Origin of the sequence: Halostagnicola kamekurae (assembly GCF_900116205.1) — an archaeon.
Classification (GTDB): domain Archaea; phylum Halobacteriota; class Halobacteria; order Halobacteriales; family Natrialbaceae; genus Halostagnicola; species Halostagnicola kamekurae.
The window spans coordinates 469,366-491,679 of record NZ_FOZS01000003.1 but is presented as its reverse complement, the minus strand read 5'-3'; the positions used below and the strand labels follow the sequence as shown (position 1 = coordinate 491,679).

The window sequence follows — 22,314 nt, the reverse complement described above, 5'->3', positions numbered from 1 at the left end:
GCTGAGACGCTGAAGACCTGGACCGTTGCGACCATCCTCATCGGGCTGGTCGGCCTGTTGAGCACACTCGTCTTTTCGACGGTCCTTCCGCTGGCGTAAGCGGGACGGACTCGTTTTCGCCGTCCCTTGCGTTCCGTCGTTGTCGAGCGTGCGATCAGTGTAACCAGTCGATCGCGTGCGATAGCGAAGGCAGCGTCGCGCGCTTGAGGCAGTCACTGGCGAACGAACGTCCGTAGAAAACGTAAGAGACCACAGAAAAGCCGCCGTCGGCGGGAGTCATCGATTTTCGACTCACCTCGTTTCGTCCTGCTCCCGCGTGTTCTCGGCCCACCGGATCTAAGCGTTGCGGACACGATGTTGTTATGGACAGTGGGGGACAATGCTCGGAGAACCCGACGGCGGCGCACATCGCGTGAGCCGACCGCTGAGTGAATCTCAGCGAACGTGAGATCTCACGTCGAACAACGCAAATCGGAGATTCACGAGCGTGATAGCGGCTTATGCCTCGTCGAACATCTCAGCACCCTCGGCGAGGTGCTCCTCGACGGCGTCGAGGTCAAGCGTGAGGCCGAGACCCGGCTTCTCCGGCACTTCGGCGTAACCGTTCTCGATAATGTTCTCCTCAACGAGATCCGACCACCAGCCGAGTTCGTAGGAGTGGTACTCAACGGCTCTTCGCTGCTGCCCGTCTCGAGGACCGTCGCCCGGAAGAGTGCGTCGGCACCGTCGTCTTCCACCTCCCGATCGCCGCCCTCAAGTGCGGTAGTGAGATACAACTCGTCGTACTCGGGGCCGGCGAACGTGACCGACGACACCTTCAGCGCCGGGACAGAGAGCTCGTCGACCGACTCGCCGGATAGATCGTACCGAACCGCGCGGCCGGCGAGACGCTCCTCGTTGTCGACTGTGTACTTCTGCTCGCGGACCTGGTCAAGTTTATTGAACAGTTGGCCGCGGTCCGTGATCGTCTGCTTGGTCACCTTGGGCATCCCGTGCTTGTCGAGGATCTCGGTTAGAGGATGATTTTCTCCCCCTACAGAACACTGTTCTGTCAGACTCACTGCCGTGTTATTACGTTAGTATGAATGTAAATACATACACTCACACGGTGTTTGAACTCCATGCGACGAAGAAACAATGTGTTATTCGCCACTATGGCGTCCCATCGCTTTGAGTTGTACATAGGTAACTGCTACCACTCGTTCCCAGTTTTAGAGGCGAGTGTTTAGATATAGAGAATAGCATTATTAGACTCGAAACGCACCTCTTGCATGAGCAGTGGTTTCAGTCCGACGACAGAACGAGTGAGTCCACAGCACCATACCCACTCGTCCGCAGCGCCTTACGGTCCCAGCGTGAGTGAACGGTCGCATTCGGCGCGAAGTACGCGATCACATCGTGTAATCGCTCGGCTCTCGTGTGTCTGCCCGGGACTGCCGGTGGTCCATATTCGAGCACTTAAATTCCCCCTCTATTGAAAACGGCAAACAGCAACGGAATTATTCCGTAACGGTTTGAGAGAACGAGGTCGAGAAGTCGATTATGGCAGTCGCGCTCCTCGACCTCGTTGATCGGCTTGGACTTATGCCAGATATCTGTGAGCGTCTCGGCATTCACCCAGATACATCGCCTGATCCAACGATGTTCTACCACTCGCTTGATCGATACGCAATGTAGTTTGGAGGGCGTTCCTGTGCGCTTTCGAGCAGCAACTCCACTCCGACCATATCGCCCTTGACAGTACGTTCTTCGAACGGAAGCAAGCCTCGTAGTACTACCTCCAGCGACGGAATCAAGCAGTCAAGACAATCAAAGTGACGACACTCACCGATACAGAGTCGCTGGCGGTACTGGACGTTCATTGTTGTATCGAGCGTGAACATGACACGAAGGCTGGCCCACGAGTCGTCCGCCGAAACGCGTTCCTGTTGACGATCCTCTGGATCGCGTATGCATCTGGCCACCTTCCTGGTGGGATCCTCGCTGACTGGATAGGAGAGCGACCACTATTGATCACCAGTTCGCTCCTCGCCGCGGCAATGCTCGCGCTCGTTATCGTCGCGGACTCGGCGATCCTTCTGTTTTCAGCGACAGCACTGACCTCTACGACGGCCCCCACTCGTTTCTCGAGAGTACCGAGCGGTTGCGCCAGGTCGAACCGGAGTTCATCTCGATTCCCGAGTGACGATACTGATCGCCCTCGAGCGCCGTTCGCCCTCGAAGTACTGATCCTTCCCGCCCACGTAATTTCAATAACATGTAAATTCGCAAGACGATGATTCCGTAACGATCTCCCTGAGAACCGCGCTGCTTCCGGCGGCCCTCGTCGGGGTTTCTTGCTTGTCATCACACGCGCTCCGATTCATCAGTCACGCGGGGCGGTCCGCCTCCGAACAGCGGATGATCCGAAAACGGTCGCCAATGCGCTCCCCGGTCCGACGCTACCGGTACTCGCATTTTAGAGAAGGTCGGAGTCGTCGAACGCCTTCTGGTGAACCAACGGACGATCTGGGGAGATCACACGGCAGACGGATCAATTACCGTCCATTACCGCGACTACCGGTCGGTCCGCGTCCAGAAGGATCGATTGGGTGATGCTTCCGAATAGCGCCTTGCCGACCGGCGATCGTTTCCGTCCGCCCAGCACGAGATATCGGGAATCTACCTCGGTAGCATAGTTCAGGATTTCTTCGGCGGGATTTCCCGTTCGTCCAATCACTTCGCGTTCCCTCGAAATCCCATCGGAAGCCCGTTCGGCGACCGTTCGAGCGATTTCTTTTCTGTCCTCCTCCGTCGGCTTTTCATCGATGTTGGCTTTCTCGTTGAGGAGATGATCGTGCTCCGAATCTTCATACACGGAGACGACATGAAGCGGTTCGTCAAAGCGGTCGGCTAACGTCGCCGCTTCCTTCACTACTGCTTTCGACCTCTCCTCGTCATCAACTGAAGCAACAATTGTCATGCGATATGATTAGATGTTGGACGGTAAATAAATTTGGGTTTGGTTGTAAGGGGCTGGTTCACGAAAGTAGTGGATTGTAGTGTCGCTCATCCCGACCAGTCGTAACTTCCGGTAGCGAGGAGTTCGTTGGTTGCTATTGATGGACAGGGACTCGGTTGCTCTGTTGAACGCAAGAAGGCGATAGTGTAGTTCTTGTAACATCTAGATTGCTACCGCTAGAAGATTGGAGCTTCCGGCACTGCTAGTTTAGCACCTCGACTGGCGTTTGTCCGTTGAGTGATTGATGCGGTCGCTGTGTGTTATAGTAGTGTGCGGACTGTTCAAGACAGTTTCTGACGCTCGCCCGACTGCCTACCCACGAGTTATGGAAGCGGTCAACTCGCATCTTGAACGTCTGAAACCATTTTTCGATCAGGTTTCGATTAACGTAGTCGAGCTGACCGCTCGATCCTAACCGAGAGAGGGCAGTCAGATAGCCGTAGCCATCGACGAGAAACACAGTGTCATCGAAATCGTGTTTTTCGGTCAACCGATGCAGGAATGCAGCGGCAGGATTGATGCCTCGTCGTCCGTACACTGCGACATCGAGAATCAGTCGCGAGTCTAGGTCGATTGCAGCGTACCCAAGACCAGCCGCAGTTAATCTTGACAGCTGTTTCATCAATGGCAACCCACAACGGCTTCGCCGTCCTCAGAACGCATCGTGTTCTGATGGGCCGCACGAGAGCTTTGCTCTCGTGGACGTCGGCGAGTCTGGAACACTCTCGGGAAGACCATATACTCAGTTCCAGATCACTTGGTGAGACCGTTCAACGCCGATCAAGCGAAGAATCGCTTATGTCTCTCGAAGTGAACAACCGGTCGCGTGGAGCCGGACGGCAAACACCCTGACGCAATCGCCGTCCGCTCACGCTCCCAAGCTTCATCAAATTCCGCCGCATAGGACTCACTGAGCAGATCTGCAAGAGACATAGCCAAATTAGCTCTCCGACCTGCTCGCTTCTCAAACTGAGCTAACTAGACACTGCCCTCTAAACTGACCCATCTAATTCAGAAGTCTTCTAATGGTTCGGCGAAGTAGATTCATCCATGTTTCTTCTGGAGATTCTCGCGACGGCGATTTTGCCCGTCGTCGGGATCGCAGCGATCGGGTTCACGCTTGGCTGGAGTAAGGATACCGAACCGGACGCGCTCAACACGATCACCGTCTACGTACTCGCGCCCGCACTGGTGGTCCACAGCCTCACGACGTCATCACTGGCTGGCTCGACGATTGTGGACGTCGTTCTGGCAGTCGCATTGTTCACCATAGCGATGATTGCTCTCGCGGAGAGCATTGCTCGCTCGACCGGCCACTCGGAGCCGCTGCTGGGCGCGTTCGTCCTCGCAACGGTCTTTCCGAACACCGGCAACTACGGGATTCCGCTGGTGGACTTCGCGTTCGGAGCGACGGGGCGGAGCACCGCCGTCCTCGTGACGGCGCTTCAGGGTGTCATGCTGTATACCGTCGGCATCTACATCGCCGCCCGCGGGGGCGAGGAGAGTCCGCTGGCGGACATGCGCCGGGTGTTCGGCGTCCCGCTGGTGTACGCGGTCGGCGCCGCACTCGCGGCGCGGTGGCTCGGCGTCGTCCCGGCGGCGGACACGGCGCTGATGCAGACGCTGGAACTGCTCGGCAACGCCTCGATTCCCGTGATGCTGCTGATCCTCGGGATCCAACTGTCGAACGTCGACGGCGACGGCGACGTCCGCCCGATCGGCACCGCGAGCGCGATGCGACTTCTAGTGGCCCCGTTGCTCGCGATCGCCGCCGTCCTCGCGGTCGGAATCGGGAATACGACAGTTGCACAGGTTGTCGTAGTCCTACTCGCGACGCCGACGGGCGTCACGACGATTATCCTTGTCGGCGCGTTTAGCCAGGATGTAGAGGGTCTCTCTGCGGACGAGTTCATCAGTGCAACAGTCTTCCTGACAACGGTCGCGAGCATAGTGACCGTCACGGCGCTTATCGGCGTATTGCAATCCGGGATTCTCAGCTAAAGCGAAATGACTGTGAGCACCTGACATCGGTGACTCAGATACCGGGGTTCAACGCGTTGAGGAAACGAGATTTCCGTTAAACCAATTATGGTTATTTCTATGGATAGTATTTTAGCACCTATACAGTATTTATAAAAATAAATCAACTACAACTAGAATTCAATTGGCCAGCAGCGACAATTCGCCGACTTCAGCCCACGTTCCTGATGAGTGGCTCTTTCAGTCAGTATCTTACTTGCCGTTATAAATTCTTGAAACGCCAGTTACCGTCAAAGGGTCTTAACTAGACAGTGATGGGTCCACTCTTGTTAACAGTTGCTCCTGTCTCGAGGGTCGTGTTCAGATAAGCTGATTCCATGCTAGTGCGAACGATCTGAGCCACTGATCAGTAGTTTCTAGATAGGCGTGACTAAAGATATTACTAAACAAAGAGGTTCGTCGTTTTAGTTCTCGAAAGGTACGTTCGGCGCTGTTCCGATCTCCTCGTTTCCCGTATCTGAAATCGAGGCCGTGTCATGAGCATGCTGTTTGGTGTTAGGTCACGCCATCGACGAGAAACACGCGTCCTCAACGTTGTGTTTTTCCTGTAGTGTGGCGAGAAATGCCTGGGCGGAACGGTCGTAGTGGTGGATTCAAGCTGTGTATGGAGAAATTTGTTGGTTCCCGGATCGACAGCAGCGTACAGCCAGTACTGCTGTCCATTGGGCTGGATCACAGTCTCGTCACCCGAAACGTGATCCGGACAGTGCCCGTCTTCTGGCTGTAGGTCGGCCTTGTGGACCCAGTTGTGAACGGTCGATCGAGCCTTCTCAATACCAAACAACTCAAGAATAGAAACAGTATTTGAAAGTGATGGTAAAGCAAAATGGAGCTGAGTACCAAGCTTCATCAACAGCTTCGGTGTTGCCACCCCCTATAAAATCTAGCTCGAGTCGGTCGATACTACCAGTGAGGCATGCGCTTTCGGGCATAGATCACTTGAAAACGCTACGTCTCACCCTTCAATTCTTATCTGAACACGCCCACCTGTCTGTTTTGGCTGGATTGTAAGCCCCCATTTCCTGTGAGTCCTGTGCATTCCCTAACGGAGAAAAAGCTGAAGAGACCGATTCTCTGAAGCACTGACTGGCGGAAATATGACACATTGATAGATGTTGGATAACCGACTAACCCCTTTCTGGTATCTAACTCTTAGTTGTGAACAAATATTTCACCAGGAGCAGCAACGAGTGGCGGGCACCTACTCGTACGTGTATACCCTCAGATCTGCCAATGATGGATCGACGCAGCGCTATTAAACGATGCGAATAATTATTTTACACTAAATGGTAAAAGCTCTGTCTTTTAAATCTACTTGAAAGTAAATACGAACAGCAGTTACAGTCCCATAGTGCCCGGATCGACGCGCTCTTCGAGCACTCCCCGGGTATGTTCGTAGTCCATGACATCGACGGTGTAATTCAAAATGTCAACCAACGACTGTGCATCGAAATCGGATACATAGAAGACGAACTGCTTGGACGAACGGTCTGGGACATCGATCCGACCACTGACCCAGCTCGTGCATCGTCGTTCTGAAAGCGATCGCCATCGGATCAGGTTCAAGTGGGATTCGTCCTGCGGACGGTGGACCAAGCGACGTCATTCCGCCACTGCACCTCTCCCACCTTCGAGTGGGCTGGGTCTGACGAATGTACTGAACACGCGTACTCGCGTGAGAGCGATCCAACGCGGGCGGCCCTCGAAGACCAGATCGCCCGCCTCGAAGGCGGCGAGCATGGATTGGTGTTCGCTTCGGGGATGGCCGCTATCTCGACGACGATGCTATCGCTGGTTCCACTGGGGGTACATCGTGTCGTCGGACTCCGTCTATAGCGGTACTGAAAAGCTGCTCACAGAGATGCTGGCAGGGCGCTGTGGTATCGACGTTGATTCATCGACGCACGCGAGCCCAAAAACGTCGCTGCGGTAGGTGATTCGGACACTGACCTGATCTTGGTAGAGATGTCGTCGAATCCACTCTTGGTGACTGCTGTTTACTCCCGGAAATCACCCGGATGCGAGGAATTCCGCTGAAACCCCCATCCTCCCGAGGGCGCAGAACCACCCACAGTCGGTGTATCGGGGTCTCAGCGGCCGATAGTGCCTTGGCGCGTGATCGGCGCGTCGGGGTTGATGGTGAACGCGACGATAGTGGCGTCCTCGGTTGCAGTGACGGCCACGTCGTCGTCGTCAGTCACGAGTGCGCTCTCGGTGAATCCGACCGGCTCATCGCCAACCTCGACTGCGCCATCGAATACGTACAGATAGGTGTCCCACCCCGGTCGCGACGGGAGCGTGGTCGTGGCCCCGGCGTCGAGTCGGCAGTCGTAGAAGCCGACGTCGTTGCGGACGTACAGCGGAGCGTCGGTCCCCTCGGGCCCGAATAGGTGGCGCCACTCGCCGGCGATCGGGTCGGGAATCGGCTCGTGCTGGATGCCGGGCTCGAGGTCGAGGCTGTGCGGGCGGACGAAGATCTGGAGCATCCGCAGCGGCGGGTCGTCGGCGAGCGTTTCTTCTGCGTGCCAGAAGCCGCTGCCGGCGTTCATAACCATCAGATGGTCGGGATCGGTGGCGAGTTCGTTGCCCTGCCGGTCGTCGTGGCGCATCACGCCCTCGGGGACCCACGAGATGATCTCCTCGTTGCGGTGCTGGTGCATCCGGATCAGGGTCCCGGGGTCCATGAACGACTCGACGACGGTCGCGAGCGGCCCGTACCCGTGGTCGTCGTGATCAGGGACGGCGCGGCCGGGAAAGTTGAAGTGAATCCGGAACTTGCCCTGATTCTGCGAGACATCCGTTCGCGGCGCCGTGTAGATACGAGACTGTGTCTGTGTGGGAGACGAATCGGTCATTACCTGTTTGTAGTCGCTCACCCGCTAAATGCGTTCTGCGCGACGGAGTTGCACGGCGTCGCTGCTCACCTCCTCACGCTCACCCATTGGCGCCGAGAGCACATGCACTTTAGCTGGAACAGACCAGAGGTGTCATAGAACGATCCACCTGGGGTTCTTTTCGTCCCATATGGCCTGAATTGTTCGTCCACTACACGTGCGAACTGACCGGTATTTCAAGTGGCGCAAGAGTTTTGTATGTCAACACAGTAGTGGGAACCAGGTGGTTAAAAATGGGAAAGTCCGCATTTGAAGCGAACAACGGGGAAGAACTCACGCTCACAGTGGACGATCGAGGACGGGTAACACTCCCAAAAGAGGTTCGGGACCGATTAGGAATCGAATCAAACGATGAGATTCCTGCAACCCTCGTCGGGTCGGTCCTCGAAGTCAACCCCAAGCCAAGCTCGAAATTAGAGACAGCAACAGCCGGTCAAGAGAACTGGGAGAATACAACACCAACCGATGCCGGAGAATCGCTCTTCGGGCCGATGGACCGGTGAGCGACTATCCGATGACTGATTCGCTCCCGACTGAAGTGACGGTTCTCACTGACGTGAATGTCCTCTCAATTGCGCTCACCGATGATCATCCTGCACACGACGACGTGTATCCGTGGATCCAGAACGCAATCGATGGGCCAAACGTCTTGCTCGTGTTCGATTACTATCCGTTGCGGGCCCAGTACTTGATGACGAGCAATTTTGGGGTAGACGCAGTTGCTGCTCGAAATGCTATTCAATCACTTGTTCGTAGTCCTGCACGAATCGTCAGTGCCACCGAGACAACGCTGCTTGAGGCATACGAGATCAGCGCTGAGAAAAACCACGACGTGTACGATTCGTTCATCGTTGCGCTTGCACGAGCTTATGACGCCGATTACTTGATTACAACTGACGGCGATTTCGACGATCTTTGTGACGACGAAGATGTGAAATACGTCAATCCAATCCCAACTGAGAAACATGAGAAATTAACATTAATTGATGGGTAGTATGATCTGTAATGCATATACGGCCTATATTGAACGGCAACTACAGCTGCTCACCGAACAAACAGTCCAAGAACAGTGATTGCGCCTCCTAAAACGATTATCAGGGCATCCCGGAAGATGTATCGACCAAAAATAGCTATCTGAACGCCTAATACCATTACTTTTAGACCGAGGATCGATCTCTGAGTGGGTTCAGACATATACCATGTTTCTTGTAACTTATTTAAAATTCTTCCGTATTGGGCGATAGACTAGTCATCTGTACCTGCCGTTTGTCAGGCAGCTACGGGGGAGTATGAGAACTGTTCTATGACACTCTGGGAACAGGCCACCTTTGTTCTAGATACAAGCAACTTGCTACCCAAACCACGGTTCTCACCTAGGTCGGGGCATAGCCGTACTGGATGTCAGGACCACTCCTCCTTGGAGTTGTTCCCCTCTATCTCAACTTTAGTTATCAACCACGGAGCGACCGATTGCAAACTGGGAGCCGTACCGAGACGACGCGTATGCCGACCGGCCCCAGTCACGTCTATAGTGGGATGCTCCGGCGCGGATCTCACTGCACGGCAGAACTCGACGTGCGGTTGAGCAGGTAGACCATGACGCCGCCGAGCACGATATCGAGAACAAGGAGCACGGCGATTGCCGGGATAAGTGTGTCCCAGATACCGCCGAAGCGAGTAACCTCGACGACGGTCATGACGTCCTGGTCGAGCATAAGCGCGCGTGCTGCATCGACGCCGTAGGTGATCGGATTGTACGTCGCGACGACTTGAATCCAGTCGGGCATCGAGTCCAACGGGAGGAAGGCGGTGGAAACGAACAGCAGGGGGAACTGCAGGAGATTCGCGCCGATTATGGTCGACTCCTGGTCGCGGGTCACGACGGCCATGATGTTCGAGAGCGCGATGAACCACAGCGAGAAGAGGACGCCGATGCCGAGGATCCCGATGGCGCCGAGGAACCCGGTTGCGACGTTCGCGCCGAGCACCGAACCCAGCACGAGGATGATAGCGATCTGGACGACGATCCGCATGATCTCGGCGGCGGTCTTTCCGAGGAACATCGCCGAGCGGCTCATCGGCATCACGAGCGTCTTCTCGAACATCCCCTCCTCCATATCGTTGACGAGACCAATCCCTGACCCTGCGGCGGCCGCCAGCGACACCTGCATCGCGATGGCGGGCAGCAGGAACGTCTCGTAAGTGATGCCCCCCGCCCCGCCACCGCTACCGAGCGCGCTCGTCGCAATCTGGCCGAACACCTGTGTGAACAGGACGAGGAAGATGATCGGCTGGACGAGCGACCCAACGACGACGAATGGGTTACGTACCGCCTTCAAGTTCCAGCGGACGAAGTTCACCCAGAAATCGCTGAAAAAGGAGTTGCTCGACGGCGTCGTGCGGACGTGCCCACCGTCGGCGCGGGCCTTGTCAGCGGCCTCGTCTCTCGAGGGCTCGCTCATTCGGCGGTCACCTCTGGTTCTATCACGTCAGTGGCGTCGGCCGACCGATCCTCGGAGTCGAGTTCCTCGCCTGTGATCGCGAGGAAGACGTCGTCGAGCGTCGGTGCGCGGATATTGAACCCGGTGACGGTGATCTTGGCGTCGCGCAGGGCGACGAGCAGGTCCGTCCCGTACTCGCGCGCCCCCTCGGCGGTGACGCTGATCCCGTGATCGGTGACAGTCACGTCCGCATCGGCGTCGAAGATGTCGCGCTCGCGGGCGATCTCGGCAGCGCGCTCGCGGGCGTCCTCTCCGGCAGGGATGTCTACGTCGAGGATCTCCCCGCCGACTCGCCGTTTCAGCTCTGCGGGCGAGCCCGTGGCGACGATCTCGCCGTCCATAATGACGGCGATGCGGTCGCAGAGCTGGTCGGCCTCTTCGAGGTACTGTGTGGTGAGAAACAGCGTCGTCCCGCGCTCGTTGATGCGCTCAAAGTACTCCCAGAGGCGATTTCGCGCTTTCGGATCCAGCCCCGTCGTTGGTTCGTCGAGGAAGACGAGCGGTGGGTTGTGGACGAGCGCCGTCGCGGCGTCCAGTCGCTTTTTCATCCCGCCTGAGAACTCGCCGGCCTGCTTGTCGCCCACATCTGCCAGGTCCACCAGGTCGAGCAGTTCGTCGATGCGTTCGGCACGCTCGTTCTTGGGAACGCCGTAGGCCCGCGCAGCGAATCGGATATTTTCGCGAGCAGTGAGTTCCTCGTCGACGCTGGTCTCCTGAGCCATATAGCCGATCGTCTCACGGACCGTGCGGGGCTCGTCTCGCACGTCGAAGCCGTTGACGGTGATCGACCCCGCGGTCGGCGACAGCAGCGTCGAGAACGTCTTGATTGTCGTCGTCTTCCCCGCGCCGTTTGCACCGAGGAAACCGAAGAACTCGCCCTCGGGGACCGTCAGGTCGATCCCCTTCACCGCCTCCGTCCCGTCGGCGTACGTGAGTTCCACGCCCTCGGCGTCGATGGCGGCACCGCGTCCGTCTCTCCGCAGCGTGTCGTCGGTCACAGGGGTCTTTGTGACCACGAGTCCGTAGTCTGTGCCCTAATTTGTTCGGGGTTTCTTACTAGAGGTCCGTCGGAACCCGGCGATGAGGTGGTTCTGCGCGCGCCGCAGTCGCTCGGAGAGCGACGCGGACGAGACGCCGAGTTCGTCGGCGACGTCGGCCATCGTGGCGGTCCGCGGCATATCGAAGTATCCCATCTCGTGGGCGGTGACGAGCGCCTCCCGCTGAGCGTCGGTCATTTCTCGCGGCCAGGAGCGGTCGCCTGTTCCGAACGGGCCGGTCGAACTCCCGGCCGATCCCTCGTCTGTCTCCACGAGCCGGTCCAGCCGGATCTCGTAGTCGTTAGCTCGGCAGAACGTCCGGAACTGGTTGAATTCCTCCCGGTCGGCGAACCAGCGCCGCTCCTCCCAGCCGCTCGGCGTGGCGAGCACCCGGTCGGGGATTGACCCGTTGTCCGCGAGCAGTTCCAGGTCCGTCGGCGGATCGCCGGTCGGGCGACAGCGGTAGTGCCGCGTCGCCTCGTCGGCGACGACTAGCGAGTGGTCAGTCACCGAGTCGGCGTCGGCAAACGCCGCCTCAATCGCGTCGGCGTCGGCGCCCACGATCCGCACGATGAACGTTGGTGCCCCCGACGGGCGACCCTGGACGGACTCGAACTCGATGGTTGCTTCAGATACGCCCGCTGCCACGTCGACCAGCGGCAGTTGCTCGGAGGTCATCTGGAACTCCGCAATTAGTCCCATAGAGGTCAAAGGACAGATGGACAGTTAGCGCTGGCGGGGGGAGCAAGTTTTCGTAGAAGAGTCACTACGTCCAGTATACTGCTCGCCCGTCAGTTCGTCCATCACCACAGCGAAAATAACCACTTCGTAGCCAGAGCTATGATACCTCCAGTCAGAGGTCTCCCAGTCGATGATAAGCAGCCACGCTGTGCAATCTCTCGCTCATCCACTGGCTCCGTGAGCACAGTCATTCTGGCCGCGGGTGGCCTCGGCCGGTGCGTGGTAGTTCGACGACGAAGTCGGCGCCTGTCGGCTCGCTGTCTTCCACCCAGATCACGCCACCATATTCGGTGACAAGCGTGTCGACGAATTAGAGACCGATTCCCGTGTCGGGACTCTCGAGTCCGCGTTCTCCGCTGTCGAAAACGGTGTCGTTGTGATGGTCTGGGATCCCGGCCCGTTGTCGGCGATTCGAACCTCGGTCGTTTCATCGATGGTGACCCGCGCGGCTTCGCCGTCCTCGGAACGCATTGACACCCTAGCAGGCGCCGCCGTCCGCTCACGCTCTCAAAGCGTTACCGAATTCCGCCGCGTAGCTCTTGTCGAGCAGGTTTACGACCGTCATTCCAAACTAACTTTACGACTTGTTCGCTTCTCAAACCGCACGAGCTAAACGGGACCGAAATCCGATTTACGACGCCTGTGTCTTGCGATCAGCTACATTTCGGCTTCGGGAGACGCCCCTCCATTTCCCTCGAGCCGGTCGTATATATAATACGAGTAGAGCACGGTCACGACGGCAGTCAGGAGCGCGGGGACCACGAGAAAATAGATGGCGTAGTCGCCGGCGAGGAGTCCGAGCAGCGACAGTATCGCGGTCAGTTTGAAGAGTTTTCCGCCGAGTGCGTGGGTTCGGTCCCATACCTCGTCGCTACTGAGCGTCCACGGGGTCCGGATGCCGACGAACCAATTGCGGTTGGCCCGCGTGAGTACGATTCCGCTGGAGTAGAACAGCCCCGCTGCGCCGAGAAGCACGAGCGCCGTGAAGTCGAACTCGTAGCCGAGATTGAACGCGACGATTCCGGCGTGGAGGACGAACAAGTATCCCGTAACGATGACCGCGAACCAGTCGTAGGCAGCGCGAAACTCGGCGATGTTCTCCCGCAGCGGATCGATGTGGGGGATCAGCGCGAACAGTACGACCAGCCCCGCTGTCAACGCCGGAAACAGCCAGAGAGCCGCCGTTCTGGGCATCGTACCGTTCGGCTCGCCCGCGGCGTTCCAGTTCGTGACGAGTTCGGCGGGGAGATCGGGTGCGGCGATGAAACTCACGATTGCTGAAAGGGCAACGAATCCCGCCGCGAGAGTGAACCGGTGACGTGCGTTCATGGTTCCGTGTAACTCGGCCCCGGACATAAATGACCGCCAGAAGCTGACCGCCTCGATGGGACCACCGAGCCGCCAGTGTCAAAATTCCCTCGAGAACCGTTCGTACGTCTCGGATGTCGGTACTCATCGATCGGTCGACTCGTCTTCCCGGTCCGTTCGCTTCCAGTCTCTGTTCGTTCCCTTGCGGAATTCGCCCTTCGCCTGCCGCTCTCGAGGCCACAGCGCGATTACGACTAATACGACGTAGAAGAGGCTGACGGCGCCGATCACGGGAATTCCGGGAATGTTGGCGATCGCCGCGGTTTCGATCCAGTCCTCGCGCGGCGCGAACGCCGTCACCCTGAAGAGCCACGCGACGAGGAGGATGCCGAGCAAGGCGAGATAGACGCGTCGCAGTCGATGCGCGAGCGCCTCCTGCATCGTCACCTTCACCGTCGGCTCGCGGTAGTCTCGGCTCAGTTCCGCGCGCCAGTCGGCGCGCTCGATGCCCTGTGACGGATCGAGAGCGTTCGCGAAGAGGTTCTCCTGGATGAGGCGCACGCGCGACCGAAAGACGTCGTAATCCCGGTACCGACGCGCTTCGATACCGAGAAAGACGGTGAGAATGATAATCGCGATCAGCAGGATGTAGTGTGGGTTGTCGGGACTCGAGAACGCCCAGGTGAGGATCGCCGCCATCACGGTCACCGCCCACGTCGTCGTCTGATCGAGGCGCTGTCGCCACGTGTCGACGCGGCCGAGTTCGCCGCGGTAGCCGTGGGCCATGACAGAGCCAAGGCCCGTACTTTCCTCGACCATCTCGCGACCGATCTCCCGCTGTTCGGCCGCCGTCGGATCGAACTCGTCGTCGGTCGAATCCGTCATAGACGCCGGACACCGCCTCGGTGCTTAAACGGGTATGCCGAGACGTTCTGACCGCCCGCCGCGAACGCACCGAACTACTATATCCGCTGTCGGAAACACGATACGTAATGGCTGACTCGAGCGCTCGAGGCTCGATCCTCGTTCCGATCGCGAACCCGGAGACTGCGGATCGGCTCGTCTCGACGGCCGCGGATCTCGCGACGGACACGGAGCGGGCGCTCGAGTTGTTGACCGTGGTCGAGGTACCCTCGCAGGTGCCGCTCTCCGAGGGCGAACGTCTCGTCGAGGACGAACGCGAGGTACTCGAGTACGCCGCGGATATCGTCAGCGATCGGCCCGTCGAGGTCACGAAGCGAATTCGGTTCGCCCGGTCGGTCTCGAGCGGGATCTGCAGCGCCGCGGCCGACCAGTCCGTCGAAACGATTCTCGTGGGATGGCGGGGAAACCGGCGTCGGCGCGACATCGTACTCGGATCCCACATCGACGAAGTCCTCCGGGAGGCGCCGTGTGACGTCCTCGTAAAGCGGATGGACGACGACGAACCGATACGGGAGATCCTGCTTCCCGTGGCCGGTGGCCCGAACACCGAGCTGGCCGCCGACGTTGCAGGATCGCTCGCTCGAGTCCACGAGGCGGCTATCCACGTCGTCGTCGTGCATTCACCCGGGGGAACGGAGAGGTCGCGCGAGGAAAAAGAAGCGGCGCTAGCGAGTGTGATCGGCGGACTCACGGGCGTTCCGGTGATCACCCAGGAGATCATAGAGAGCGAATCCGTCGCTGACGCGCTCGTCGACCGATCGGAAGCCGCCGATCTCGTCGTTCTCGGAGCGACTTCGACGGACGTCTTTCGGCGCTCGGTAATCGGCTCGCTCCCCGAACGGGTCGGTCGACGAGCGACCAGTTCGGTGATCATGGTCAAGGCGAATCGGACGATCCGGTCTCGATTGCGCCGGCTCGTCTCGCGGCTTCCGTTCGGTTGATTCGTTCCGCGGATTCGGTCTGGGCGACTCGTCCCGTTGCTTCGGTCTGATCACCAGTAGTCGGTTCGAGAGGAGTCCAGTCTCCAGTAGGAGGTTCGGGAGGCGTCCGGTCGACTAACTAAGACGCTGGTGTTGCGTGAAAACTCTTTCCGGGCCCGAGCGAGTACGGTCGGGCATGACCGACGGGAACTTCGGGCTCACCGAGTCCGTCTCGATGGCTCTCGGCGGCATGATCGGCGGCGGGATCTACGCCGTCTTCGGTGTCGTGACTGGAATCACGCAGGCTGCGACGTGGTTCGCGTTTCTCCTCGCCGGGCTCCTCGCGATCTGTTCGGCGTACTCCTACAACTGGTTGAACGAACTGGTCGTCGAGGACGGCGACGGCGACGGTGGTGGGTCGGTGACGTTCGTCCAGTCGTTTACCGGCAACTCGACGCTCGCCGGAATGATCGGGTGGACGCTGCTTTTCGGATACGTCGGATCGATGGCGATGTACGCCTTCGCGTTCGCCGAGTTCACAATCTCGCTTCCCGGGGTCCCGTCGACGCTCGGCGGGATCCCGGTGCGACCGATCGTCTCCGTGCTCGTGGTCGGTGGGTTCGTCGGACTGAATCTGCTCGGGGCCCGCGCGACCGGTTCTGCGGAGAACGTCCTCACGTCGGCGAAGGTCCTCGTTCTCGTCGTCTTCGGTCTCGCGGGGCTGGTATACGCGCTGTCGGTTTCGTCTGACCCCGTAACGGTGGGGACGTCCAGGCTCGCGTCGTTCAGCCCCGTCATGGCCGCGGCCGTCTCGTTCGTCGCCTTTCAGGGGTGGCAGTTGCTGTTCTACGATCAGGAGAGTATCGCGGACCCGCTCGAGACGATCCCGAAGGCGATCTATCTCTCGATCCCGGTGGCGGTAGCGATCTACGTGCTCGTCGCGCTGGTGGCGTACAATCTCGCACCCGAGGCGATCCAAAACAGTCCCCACACCGCGCTGGTCGATGCCGCCTCGACGATCGGCAGCGCGGTCGGCCTCGCGACCGCGGCCGGGGTCGTCATCTCCCTGTCGGCGCTGTTCTCGACAGCGAGTGCGATCAACGCGACGATGTTCTCGGCGGGTTACTTCGCCAAGGGCATGTTGACCGACGACTTGCTGCCCGACCGCGCGGGCGATTCGAGCGCAAGCGGCGTCCCAACTCGCACGTTACTCATTTTAGGACTCGTGACGGCAGTGTTTACCGCGTACGGGAGCCTCTCGGCGATCACCTCGTTCGCCTCGCTCTCGTTTATCGTCGTCTTCGGCTCGATGAGCGCGCTCGCGTTCACCCAGCGCGATTCGGATCGGATGACTGCGATATGGCCGGCGGTCGGGACGGTCGGCGGCGGACTCTCGTTCGTCCTCATGTTCTATCACCTGTACTCCGCCGAACGCGGGACGTTCTACGCCGTCATCCTCATAACCGTCGCGGTGTTGGCCGTCGAACTGCTGTACTTCGAACGGGAGATACTCAAGGAAGAAATTCCGTACGCCGGTCGGGACTCTAAAACCGCTGGTGACTAAGGATGGCGTGTCCGTGGTCACGAGGAATCGACCGCTCGCTCGAACGCCTGGATCGCAGCATCCGTTCCTGCGACGAGTACTTCGTCGTCAGCTTTGATCAGAGTGCGTTCGTCGGTACGGATTGTACCCCCTCGCAAAACGCCGACCGGCGCCCACTCACGCTCAGTGTCGCGACGGACGGCGGCCAGTGACTCGCCGGCGAACGGTGTCTCATCGGCCCACACCAGACGAATCTGGCTGATCGGATCCATGACTCGTTCACCGTGAACCGCTGATGCGACCAATCGAGCGGAGACCTGTTGGATGGAGAGGACGTAGTCGGCCCCCGCTCTGAATGCAGCTTTCGTCTTTTCTCCCTCGGTAACACGCACGAGGATCTCTATCTCGCTGGAAAGCGACCGAGCGACAGCGACGGTCAACAACGCGGTCGAATCCGTGTCGACAGTGACGATTAATGCCGAAGCATCGCCGATACCGGCTTTTCGGAGCGTCTCGGGCTCCGTAACGTCACCGACGATATCGGGAGCACGCGCCGCCGATTGGTCGATAGTCGTGACTGAGATATCGTCCGGGAACGCTTCGGTAGCCGCGGTCCCACCCTCTCCGAGACCTGCGACGATGGTCTGTGAGGGTGTCTCGAGGCGTCGCGACCGGACGCCAGCGACCTCGTTCATCATTTCGTCGAGTTCGTTCTCCGGTCCGGCCACAACCAGAACGGTGTTCGGTGTGAGCTTCTCATCTGGTGAAGGCGGAAGGCGCAACTCGCCGTCGAACCAACCAGCGACCAGCGTCAGGTTCGGATGGTTCACGATCGGTGAGTCGCGTACCGGGACGCCGTGCAGCGGGCTATCCCGACGAACGAGGATCTCGCGGATATCGATCTCGGCGGATCGCTCGCCGGTCACGGTCGGCGTCATCGATTTTTCGGCCAGTCGCTGTCCGATCAACGCGTGCGGAGCGACGCTCCGATCGACGCCGATTTCCGTAAGTGCTGGTTCGTGGCGCGTAGATTCTATGAAACTAACGACTCGAAGGTCTTCGTTGGCTTCTAACGCAGTTAGAACGATGCTGGCAGTTCTGTCGCCGGCATCGGTGATGAGGAGCGATGCTCGCTCGATCGTCGCGCGATCGAGGTCAGCGCGTTCCTCCGGATCACCGTTAATGGCCTGGTAGCCGTCGTCCGAGAGACGCTTTGCTTCGTCCTCGTCGGACTCGATGAGGGCGTAGTCGGTATCGAGTTTCTCGAGTTCCTCGAGGAGTATTCCGGTGTCACGCTGGTACTCCGCGATGACGACGTGATCTTTTTTCGTCGTGAGTCGGTCGTCGAGGTTCAGCGGTGTCCGCTCGAATAACGGGATAACGAGGACACGGAGCGTGATAAACCCGATAAGGACTCCGGTCAATTGGATGGTTACCATGAGCGTGTTCATCGCCGGGGTTGTCCAGGGCGAATCAGCGCCGTATCCGGTCGTCGTCATCGTCTCGACTACCGTCTGGAACGAGCGAAAGACGGACTGTGGGCGGTTTTCGAGGGTTTGCATCCCCCAGTTGTAGACGATCGTATAGAAGAGAACGATGATACTCAGGCCGGCCACGAATAGTAGCAGTAGCCGTTGGCGTTGCGTGAGGTCTCGCGGATGTAATCCCTCAATATCACGAAGTTCACGCATGTATTGGTCACCAAGGACCACTCGATACGCGCTCGAATCGATTGGCTCTGGTGAATCGCTAGACGCCGGCGACTTTCAGCACTATATCAGTGGCTTGATGCACTACTCTTGGACAATTCTGGCTTCCGTTTCCACTGAATCTCTGCTGGTGAAACGATGGGACCCATTTGCTCTGTCCCGATGTGGTACAACCCAATGCCCTATGGCGATTCACCAGAGCCAATCGATTAAATGACTGCATCGTTCAGTTAGGGTCAATATAGCGATTCGATAAGACGACAGATCCGCGGTAGCGGGTCAGGGGCAGGAATTCCGCTACGATTACTCGCCGAGGAAATCGTTACTGAGAGCGGGAAATATCATGTGTGCGAAATGGACCGCGAGGACGACGACGATCGGTCCGAGGAAGAGTCCGTACCAGCCGAACGCGAGCGTCCCGAGGAAGTATCCGAGCAGAACGAGCCCCATGTGAACGCCGCTCCGTGCGGAGAGGTACGACCGCGCGAAGAAATCGGGGATCGTATCGACGACGACGAACGTGAGAACGAAAAACGCGATCGGATGCCACAGCGGCGTCGGCGTCGCCACTGCGAGTCCGAGGAGCGCTAGTCCGTACGGAACGTAAACGATTTTCATCCCGACCGCGGGTATCAGCGTCCCGATCCCGATGAGCAACGAGAGCAATACCGGCGTCCCGACGACGGTCCCGCCCGACGCGAGGTAGTTGAGCGCCGCGTACGTCGTCGCTGCTGTCACGGCTGCAACGGCGATAACCGCGAGATTGCTGAGAAAGACCGTCTCGAGGTCGTCGTCGACCGACTCGAGGTACGCGACGATTTCCTCGTCATGGTCGATGCTCTCGTAGAACCACCGGCGCAGCTTCTGATCGTCGCGCAGGAGATAGAACAGAAACGTGAGCATGAGAAAGAACCGGGCGAGGATCGAGAAGACGAACCCGCCGACCGACTGCACTCGTCCCAGAGCGCCCGGAATCCCCTGGCGAACGAGAGATCCGAGAGCGCCGCCGGATCCACCCGTCACTGCGTCCCGGAGCCTGCCGATGTTTCCCTCCCTCGCCACTCGCAGATACGGCTGGAAATACGACCGATACGCCTCTAAGTCACTCGAGGCGAGTACCTGCTCGAGCTCACGAAGTGCGACGACGGCTGCGTAGGCGACGACGGCCACCATCGGGAGGATGACGAACAGTATCGTGACGGTCGTCGTCACGTTCGGACGGTCGATGACGCGGTCGAGTTGGCGATACAGCGGCCGCGTCGCGTAGTAGACGAATATCGCGAAGAGGAGCGTTCCCACGTATCTGAAAAGAGCGATTCCGATCAGTGCCGCGATGACCACTCCGACGCCGATCCAGAGGCGGCGCTTGTCGCCCACCTCGTCGAAAACGGCCATGGACAATCACACGGGTACGGGTCGGAAGAATGTCGGGTCGAATACGAGTGATTGTACGCGACGGTGAACTGTCAGGACCGCTCGGTCACTGTGGTTTTTACTTCCCGCGGATCGAACCGATACGGTGTGAACCTCGAGCGATTGGTCCACGACGAACGGCTCAACGCCGCCATCGCGTGGGTGTTGACGGCGATCGTGTCGGCGAGCGCCCTCGAGAGCGCGTTCACGGGCGACCTCCTCTGGGGCGGGTTTGAACTGGTCGTCGTCGCCGTCGTCACCGCACCGGCGATTTCGTTCCGCGACTGGACGGCGATGGTTTCTTGGCCGCTCTTGGGCGTTGCGACGGTCGCGTTCGGTGCCGGCGCGGCCGGATTTCCGTTCGAGACCACCGTCTATCTCGCCATCGGTGCGCTCGCGCTCATCGTCGTCGTCGAACTCGAGGCGTTCACGTCGGTCGAGTTGAGCCGTCGGTTCGCCGTCGGCTTCGCGGCGATGACGACGATGGCGCTGCAGGCGCTCTGGACCGTCGCGCAGTTTTACGCCGATCGGTGGCTCGGGACCGAGTACCTGCGCTCGCAGACCGAACTGCAGTGGGATTTCGTCGTCGTCACCGCCGTCGCACTCGTACTCGCGGCGGTCTTTCAGTGGTACACCGATCGATTCGATCCGGTCGGGGCCGTCACTCGAGCCGCCAACGGAGCGGATTCGCCGTGACCCTCGGCGACGTGTTGGGGCTTTCAGACGCACAGGAGAACGTGCTCGTGCGAGGCTTACAACTCGTTCTCGTCGCCTTTCTGGGATACGGGTTAGCGACGGGACAGTTCGCGATCGCGGGAACGGCGGGGATCGCACTCGCCATAACGCTGCTCCCGGCCTGGTTGCGCGTAGAGTACGGCTACGCGATGGATGCCGGACTCGTCCTCTGGATCACTCTCGCTGTGATTCTCCACACGATCGGCTCGATCTGGCTCTACGAGCAGTACCAGTGGTACGACGAGATCGCACACACCGTCTCGGCGTCGGTCATCGCGGGACTGGGATACGCGGCCTTTCGCGCGTTCGAACTCCACTCCGAGGAGATGAGCGTTCCGTCGACGTTTCGGTCCGTGTTCATCGTCGTCTTCGTTCTCGCAATCGGCGTCCTCTGGGAGGTACTGGAGTTCGCCCTCGGCGGGTTGGTCACCGTTTACGGGATCGACGATATCGCGACCGACTTCGTGTTCAACGCGGTCGGCGCGGTGATCGTCGCGATCTGGGGGACCGGCTATGTCAGCGAACTCGTCGGATTCTTCGGACAGCGACTCCGGTCCACCTGATCTGGTCTTCGCCGGATCCCGCCGCTACCCATACGATAGCACCGACGTAGCGAGCGTCGGGTGAGACGATGCTGGCCGCAATCAGACCCACCGAATATCCAGGGTAATGTATTTTCCCGCCAGTCAGTGACGACTTTGGCGTGTCAATCGCTCCAGATCCGGCGGAGATCTTCGATCGGGCGGTCGCGGAGGGCGAACGACGGCTCGACCAGTCGCTGCTCGAGGCCACGGCGACCAGTTTCATCGCAGGATTTACGATCGTCTTCGGCATCGCCACGCTGGGTGTCGTCGACGCGCTGGTCGAACCGCAGTTCGGCGACGTCGCGCACATCGCGGGCGCGCTCACGTTCGCGGTCGGCGTCGTGTTCCTGGTCGTCGGCCGATCGGAACTGTTCAACGAGAACTTCTTCGATCCGGCCGCGAAGGCGGTCGACGAGGAGGGGACGTGGCTGCTCGAGCCGCTCGTTCGCCTCTGGATTCTCACCCTCGCCGGGAACCTCGTCGGCGGATTCCTCTTCGCGCTCGTCTTCTCGGTCGACGGCGTCCTCCTGTCCGGGTCGGAACACGCCCTCTCGCGGACCGCGGAGGGGATCGTCGACCGACCGATGAGGGGGATGTTCGCGAGCGCAATCATCGGCGGCGCGCTCGTGAGTCTCCTGTCGTATCTCCTTCAGGCCGTAAACAGCGTTGGAAGCCGGATCACGATGGCCTACATCGTCGGGTTCCTGCTTGCTCTCGGGCCGTTCGATCACGTGGTCGTCACCGCGATACACGTCTTCTTCGGACTGCTCTTCGACGCCTCGATCGGCTACGGAGCCCTCGCTGAGATAATCGTCGTCGCTACTGCGGGAAATTTCGTCGGCGGAATCGGTCTCGTGACGTTCACCCACGTCGCCAAGATAATGGGTGCGGAGGACGACCAGTGACGGATAGAACGGCGACGTAATCATCGTCAGAAAAGCGTTGCCAGCATCTCGGATACTGC

General features: G+C 59.2%; 19 protein-coding genes and 6 pseudogenes. 12 read left to right on the top strand and 13 right to left on the bottom strand.

What is annotated here, in order from left to right; translation table 11 throughout:
• Window positions 1-498: 498 nt before the first annotated feature.
• Window positions 499-672: pseudogene (locus BM348_RS20740) on the bottom strand (mandelate racemase/muconate lactonizing enzyme family protein); the annotation flags it as partial.
• Window positions 672-1,007, bottom strand: a pseudogene (locus BM348_RS21965) (IclR family transcriptional regulator domain-containing protein); the annotation flags it as partial. The pseudogenes BM348_RS20740 and BM348_RS21965, both read right to left, overlap by 1 nt.
• Before the next feature lie 553 nt (window positions 1,008-1,560).
• Here BM348_RS21965 and BM348_RS21960 point away from each other — a divergent pair.
• Both BM348_RS21960 and BM348_RS21955 read left to right on the top strand, forming a co-directional pair.
• A pseudogene (locus BM348_RS21960) lies at window positions 1,561-1,922 on the top strand (transposase); the annotation flags it as partial.
• Between the two features lie 3 nt (window positions 1,923-1,925).
• Window positions 1,926-2,099 (top strand): annotated as a pseudogene (locus BM348_RS21955) (MFS transporter); the annotation flags it as partial.
• A gap of 434 nt (window positions 2,100-2,533) precedes the next feature.
• On the opposite strand, the gene BM348_RS16250 reads toward BM348_RS21955, so the two are convergent.
• Both BM348_RS16250 and BM348_RS16245 read right to left on the bottom strand, forming a co-directional pair.
• On the bottom strand, window positions 2,534-2,962 hold the full coding sequence (locus tag BM348_RS16250; protein WP_092906359.1) for a universal stress protein: 429 nt from the start codon (window positions 2,960-2,962) through the stop codon (window positions 2,534-2,536).
• Between the two features lie 241 nt (window positions 2,963-3,203).
• Window positions 3,204-3,934 (bottom strand): annotated as a pseudogene (locus BM348_RS16245) (IS6 family transposase).
• Window positions 3,935-4,051: 117 nt separating this feature from the next.
• Between BM348_RS16245 and BM348_RS16240 the strand changes: the two are divergent.
• On the top strand, window positions 4,052-5,002 hold the full coding sequence (locus BM348_RS16240; RefSeq protein WP_092906357.1) for an AEC family transporter: 951 nt from the start codon (window positions 4,052-4,054) through the stop codon (window positions 5,000-5,002).
• Between the two features lie 339 nt (window positions 5,003-5,341).
• Here the strand turns inward: BM348_RS16240 and BM348_RS16235 are convergent.
• A pseudogene (locus BM348_RS16235) lies at window positions 5,342-5,973 on the bottom strand (IS6 family transposase).
• A gap of 427 nt (window positions 5,974-6,400) precedes the next feature.
• Between BM348_RS16235 and BM348_RS22455 the strand changes: the two are divergent.
• Both BM348_RS22455 and BM348_RS22450 read left to right on the top strand, forming a co-directional pair.
• Window positions 6,401-6,580: a PAS domain S-box protein gene (locus BM348_RS22455; RefSeq protein ID WP_139231215.1), complete on the top strand. Its 180-nt coding sequence runs from the start codon at window positions 6,401-6,403 to the stop codon at window positions 6,578-6,580.
• Between the two features lie 27 nt (window positions 6,581-6,607).
• Entirely contained in the window at window positions 6,608-6,877 is a 270-nt protein-coding gene (locus tag BM348_RS22450) for a PLP-dependent transferase (protein ID WP_175507221.1), read from the top strand.
• 254 nt (window positions 6,878-7,131) lie between these two features.
• On the opposite strand, the gene BM348_RS16220 is transcribed toward BM348_RS22450, so the two are convergent.
• Window positions 7,132-7,896 carry a pirin family protein gene (locus BM348_RS16220; protein WP_092906353.1) on the bottom strand — a complete coding sequence of 255 codons (765 nt, stop codon included), beginning with the start codon at window positions 7,894-7,896 and terminating at the stop codon, window positions 7,132-7,134.
• Between the two features lie 272 nt (window positions 7,897-8,168).
• Here BM348_RS16220 and BM348_RS16215 point away from each other — a divergent pair, with 272 nt between their 5' ends.
• The gene (locus tag BM348_RS16215; protein WP_092906351.1) at window positions 8,169-8,438 is read left to right on the top strand and encodes an AbrB/MazE/SpoVT family DNA-binding domain-containing protein; all 270 of its coding nucleotides are present in this window, start codon (window positions 8,169-8,171) and stop codon (window positions 8,436-8,438) included.
• Window positions 8,439-8,449: 11 nt separating this feature from the next.
• A complete protein-coding gene (locus tag BM348_RS16210; RefSeq protein ID WP_092906461.1) occupies window positions 8,450-8,929 on the top strand; it encodes a type II toxin-antitoxin system VapC family toxin in 480 nt (159 codons plus the stop codon).
• Window positions 8,930-9,488: 559 nt separating this feature from the next.
• Here BM348_RS16210 and BM348_RS16205 read toward each other — a convergent pair.
• The 5 genes from BM348_RS16205 to BM348_RS16180 form a co-directional block, all read right to left on the bottom strand.
• On the bottom strand, window positions 9,489-10,397 hold the full coding sequence (locus tag BM348_RS16205; RefSeq protein WP_175507220.1) for an ABC transporter permease: 909 nt from the start codon (window positions 10,395-10,397) through the stop codon (window positions 9,489-9,491).
• Window positions 10,394-11,434, bottom strand: coding sequence for an ABC transporter ATP-binding protein (locus BM348_RS16200; protein ID WP_245779499.1), 1,041 nt, complete (start codon window positions 11,432-11,434; stop codon window positions 10,394-10,396). Before BM348_RS16200 ends, BM348_RS16205 begins: the two co-directional genes overlap by 4 nt.
• A 36-nt stretch (window positions 11,435-11,470) precedes the next feature.
• The gene (locus BM348_RS16195; RefSeq protein WP_092906347.1) at window positions 11,471-12,175 is read right to left on the bottom strand and encodes a helix-turn-helix domain-containing protein; all 705 of its coding nucleotides are present in this window, start codon (window positions 12,173-12,175) and stop codon (window positions 11,471-11,473) included.
• A gap of 696 nt (window positions 12,176-12,871) precedes the next feature.
• A complete protein-coding gene (locus BM348_RS16185) occupies window positions 12,872-13,543 on the bottom strand; it encodes an SdpI family protein (RefSeq protein ID WP_092906457.1) in 672 nt (223 codons plus the stop codon).
• A gap of 123 nt (window positions 13,544-13,666) precedes the next feature.
• The gene (locus tag BM348_RS16180) at window positions 13,667-14,407 is read right to left on the bottom strand and encodes a DUF2270 domain-containing protein (RefSeq protein ID WP_092906343.1); all 741 of its coding nucleotides are present in this window, start codon (window positions 14,405-14,407) and stop codon (window positions 13,667-13,669) included.
• 107 nt (window positions 14,408-14,514) lie between these two features.
• Between BM348_RS16180 and BM348_RS16175 the strand changes: the two genes are divergently transcribed.
• Entirely contained in the window at window positions 14,515-15,387 is an 873-nt protein-coding gene (locus BM348_RS16175) for a universal stress protein (protein WP_092906341.1), read from the top strand.
• 175 nt (window positions 15,388-15,562) lie between these two features.
• Window positions 15,563-16,930 carry an APC family permease gene (locus tag BM348_RS16170; RefSeq protein WP_092906339.1) on the top strand — a complete coding sequence of 456 codons (1,368 nt, stop codon included), beginning with the start codon at window positions 15,563-15,565 and terminating at the stop codon, window positions 16,928-16,930.
• 17 nt (window positions 16,931-16,947) lie between these two features.
• Here BM348_RS16170 and BM348_RS16165 read toward each other — a convergent pair whose 3' ends face one another.
• A complete protein-coding gene (locus tag BM348_RS16165) occupies window positions 16,948-18,600 on the bottom strand; it encodes a potassium channel family protein (RefSeq protein ID WP_092906337.1) in 1,653 nt (550 codons plus the stop codon).
• Between the two features lie 321 nt (window positions 18,601-18,921).
• Window positions 18,922-20,013, bottom strand: a complete 1,092-nt coding sequence (locus BM348_RS16160) for an AI-2E family transporter (protein ID WP_092906335.1) — start codon at window positions 20,011-20,013, stop codon at window positions 18,922-18,924.
• A gap of 126 nt (window positions 20,014-20,139) precedes the next feature.
• Between BM348_RS16160 and BM348_RS16155 the strand changes: the two genes are divergently transcribed.
• The 3 genes from BM348_RS16155 (at window position 20,140) to BM348_RS16145 (ending at window position 22,255) form a co-directional block, all read left to right on the top strand.
• Window positions 20,140-20,727: a hypothetical protein gene (locus BM348_RS16155; RefSeq protein ID WP_092906333.1), complete on the top strand. Its 588-nt coding sequence runs from the start codon at window positions 20,140-20,142 to the stop codon at window positions 20,725-20,727.
• The gene (locus tag BM348_RS16150) at window positions 20,724-21,329 is read left to right on the top strand and encodes a hypothetical protein (protein ID WP_092906331.1); all 606 of its coding nucleotides are present in this window, start codon (window positions 20,724-20,726) and stop codon (window positions 21,327-21,329) included. Before BM348_RS16155 ends, BM348_RS16150 begins: the two co-directional genes overlap by 4 nt.
• 140 nt (window positions 21,330-21,469) lie before the next feature.
• On the top strand, window positions 21,470-22,255 hold the full coding sequence (locus BM348_RS16145) for a formate/nitrite transporter family protein (RefSeq protein WP_092906326.1): 786 nt from the start codon (window positions 21,470-21,472) through the stop codon (window positions 22,253-22,255).
• Window positions 22,256-22,314 lie beyond the last annotated feature (59 nt).

Bases quoted from the DNA above. Each gene is read 5' to 3' on its own strand.
- BM348_RS16250 (WP_092906359.1), bottom strand. From the start codon at position 2,962: ATGACAATTGTTGCTTCAGTTGATGACGAGGAGAGGTCGAAAGCAGTA.
- BM348_RS16240 (WP_092906357.1), top strand. From the start codon at position 4,052: ATGTTTCTTCTGGAGATTCTCGCGACGGCGATTTTGCCCGTCGTCGGG.
- BM348_RS16220 (WP_092906353.1), bottom strand. From the start codon at position 7,896: ATGACCGATTCGTCTCCCACACAGACACAGTCTCGTATCTACACGGCG.
- BM348_RS16215 (WP_092906351.1), top strand. From the start codon at position 8,169: ATGGGAAAGTCCGCATTTGAAGCGAACAACGGGGAAGAACTCACGCTC.
- BM348_RS16210 (WP_092906461.1), top strand. From the start codon at position 8,450: ATGACTGATTCGCTCCCGACTGAAGTGACGGTTCTCACTGACGTGAAT.
- BM348_RS16205 (WP_175507220.1), bottom strand. From the start codon at position 10,397: ATGAGCGAGCCCTCGAGAGACGAGGCCGCTGACAAGGCCCGCGCCGAC.
- BM348_RS16195 (WP_092906347.1), bottom strand. From the start codon at position 12,175: ATGGGACTAATTGCGGAGTTCCAGATGACCTCCGAGCAACTGCCGCTG.
- BM348_RS16185 (WP_092906457.1), bottom strand. From the start codon at position 13,543: ATGAACGCACGTCACCGGTTCACTCTCGCGGCGGGATTCGTTGCCCTT.
- BM348_RS16180 (WP_092906343.1), bottom strand. From the start codon at position 14,407: ATGACGGATTCGACCGACGACGAGTTCGATCCGACGGCGGCCGAACAG.
- BM348_RS16175 (WP_092906341.1), top strand. From the start codon at position 14,515: ATGGCTGACTCGAGCGCTCGAGGCTCGATCCTCGTTCCGATCGCGAAC.
- BM348_RS16170 (WP_092906339.1), top strand. From the start codon at position 15,563: ATGACCGACGGGAACTTCGGGCTCACCGAGTCCGTCTCGATGGCTCTC.
- BM348_RS16165 (WP_092906337.1), bottom strand. From the start codon at position 18,600: ATGCGTGAACTTCGTGATATTGAGGGATTACATCCGCGAGACCTCACG.
- BM348_RS16160 (WP_092906335.1), bottom strand. From the start codon at position 20,013: ATGGCCGTTTTCGACGAGGTGGGCGACAAGCGCCGCCTCTGGATCGGC.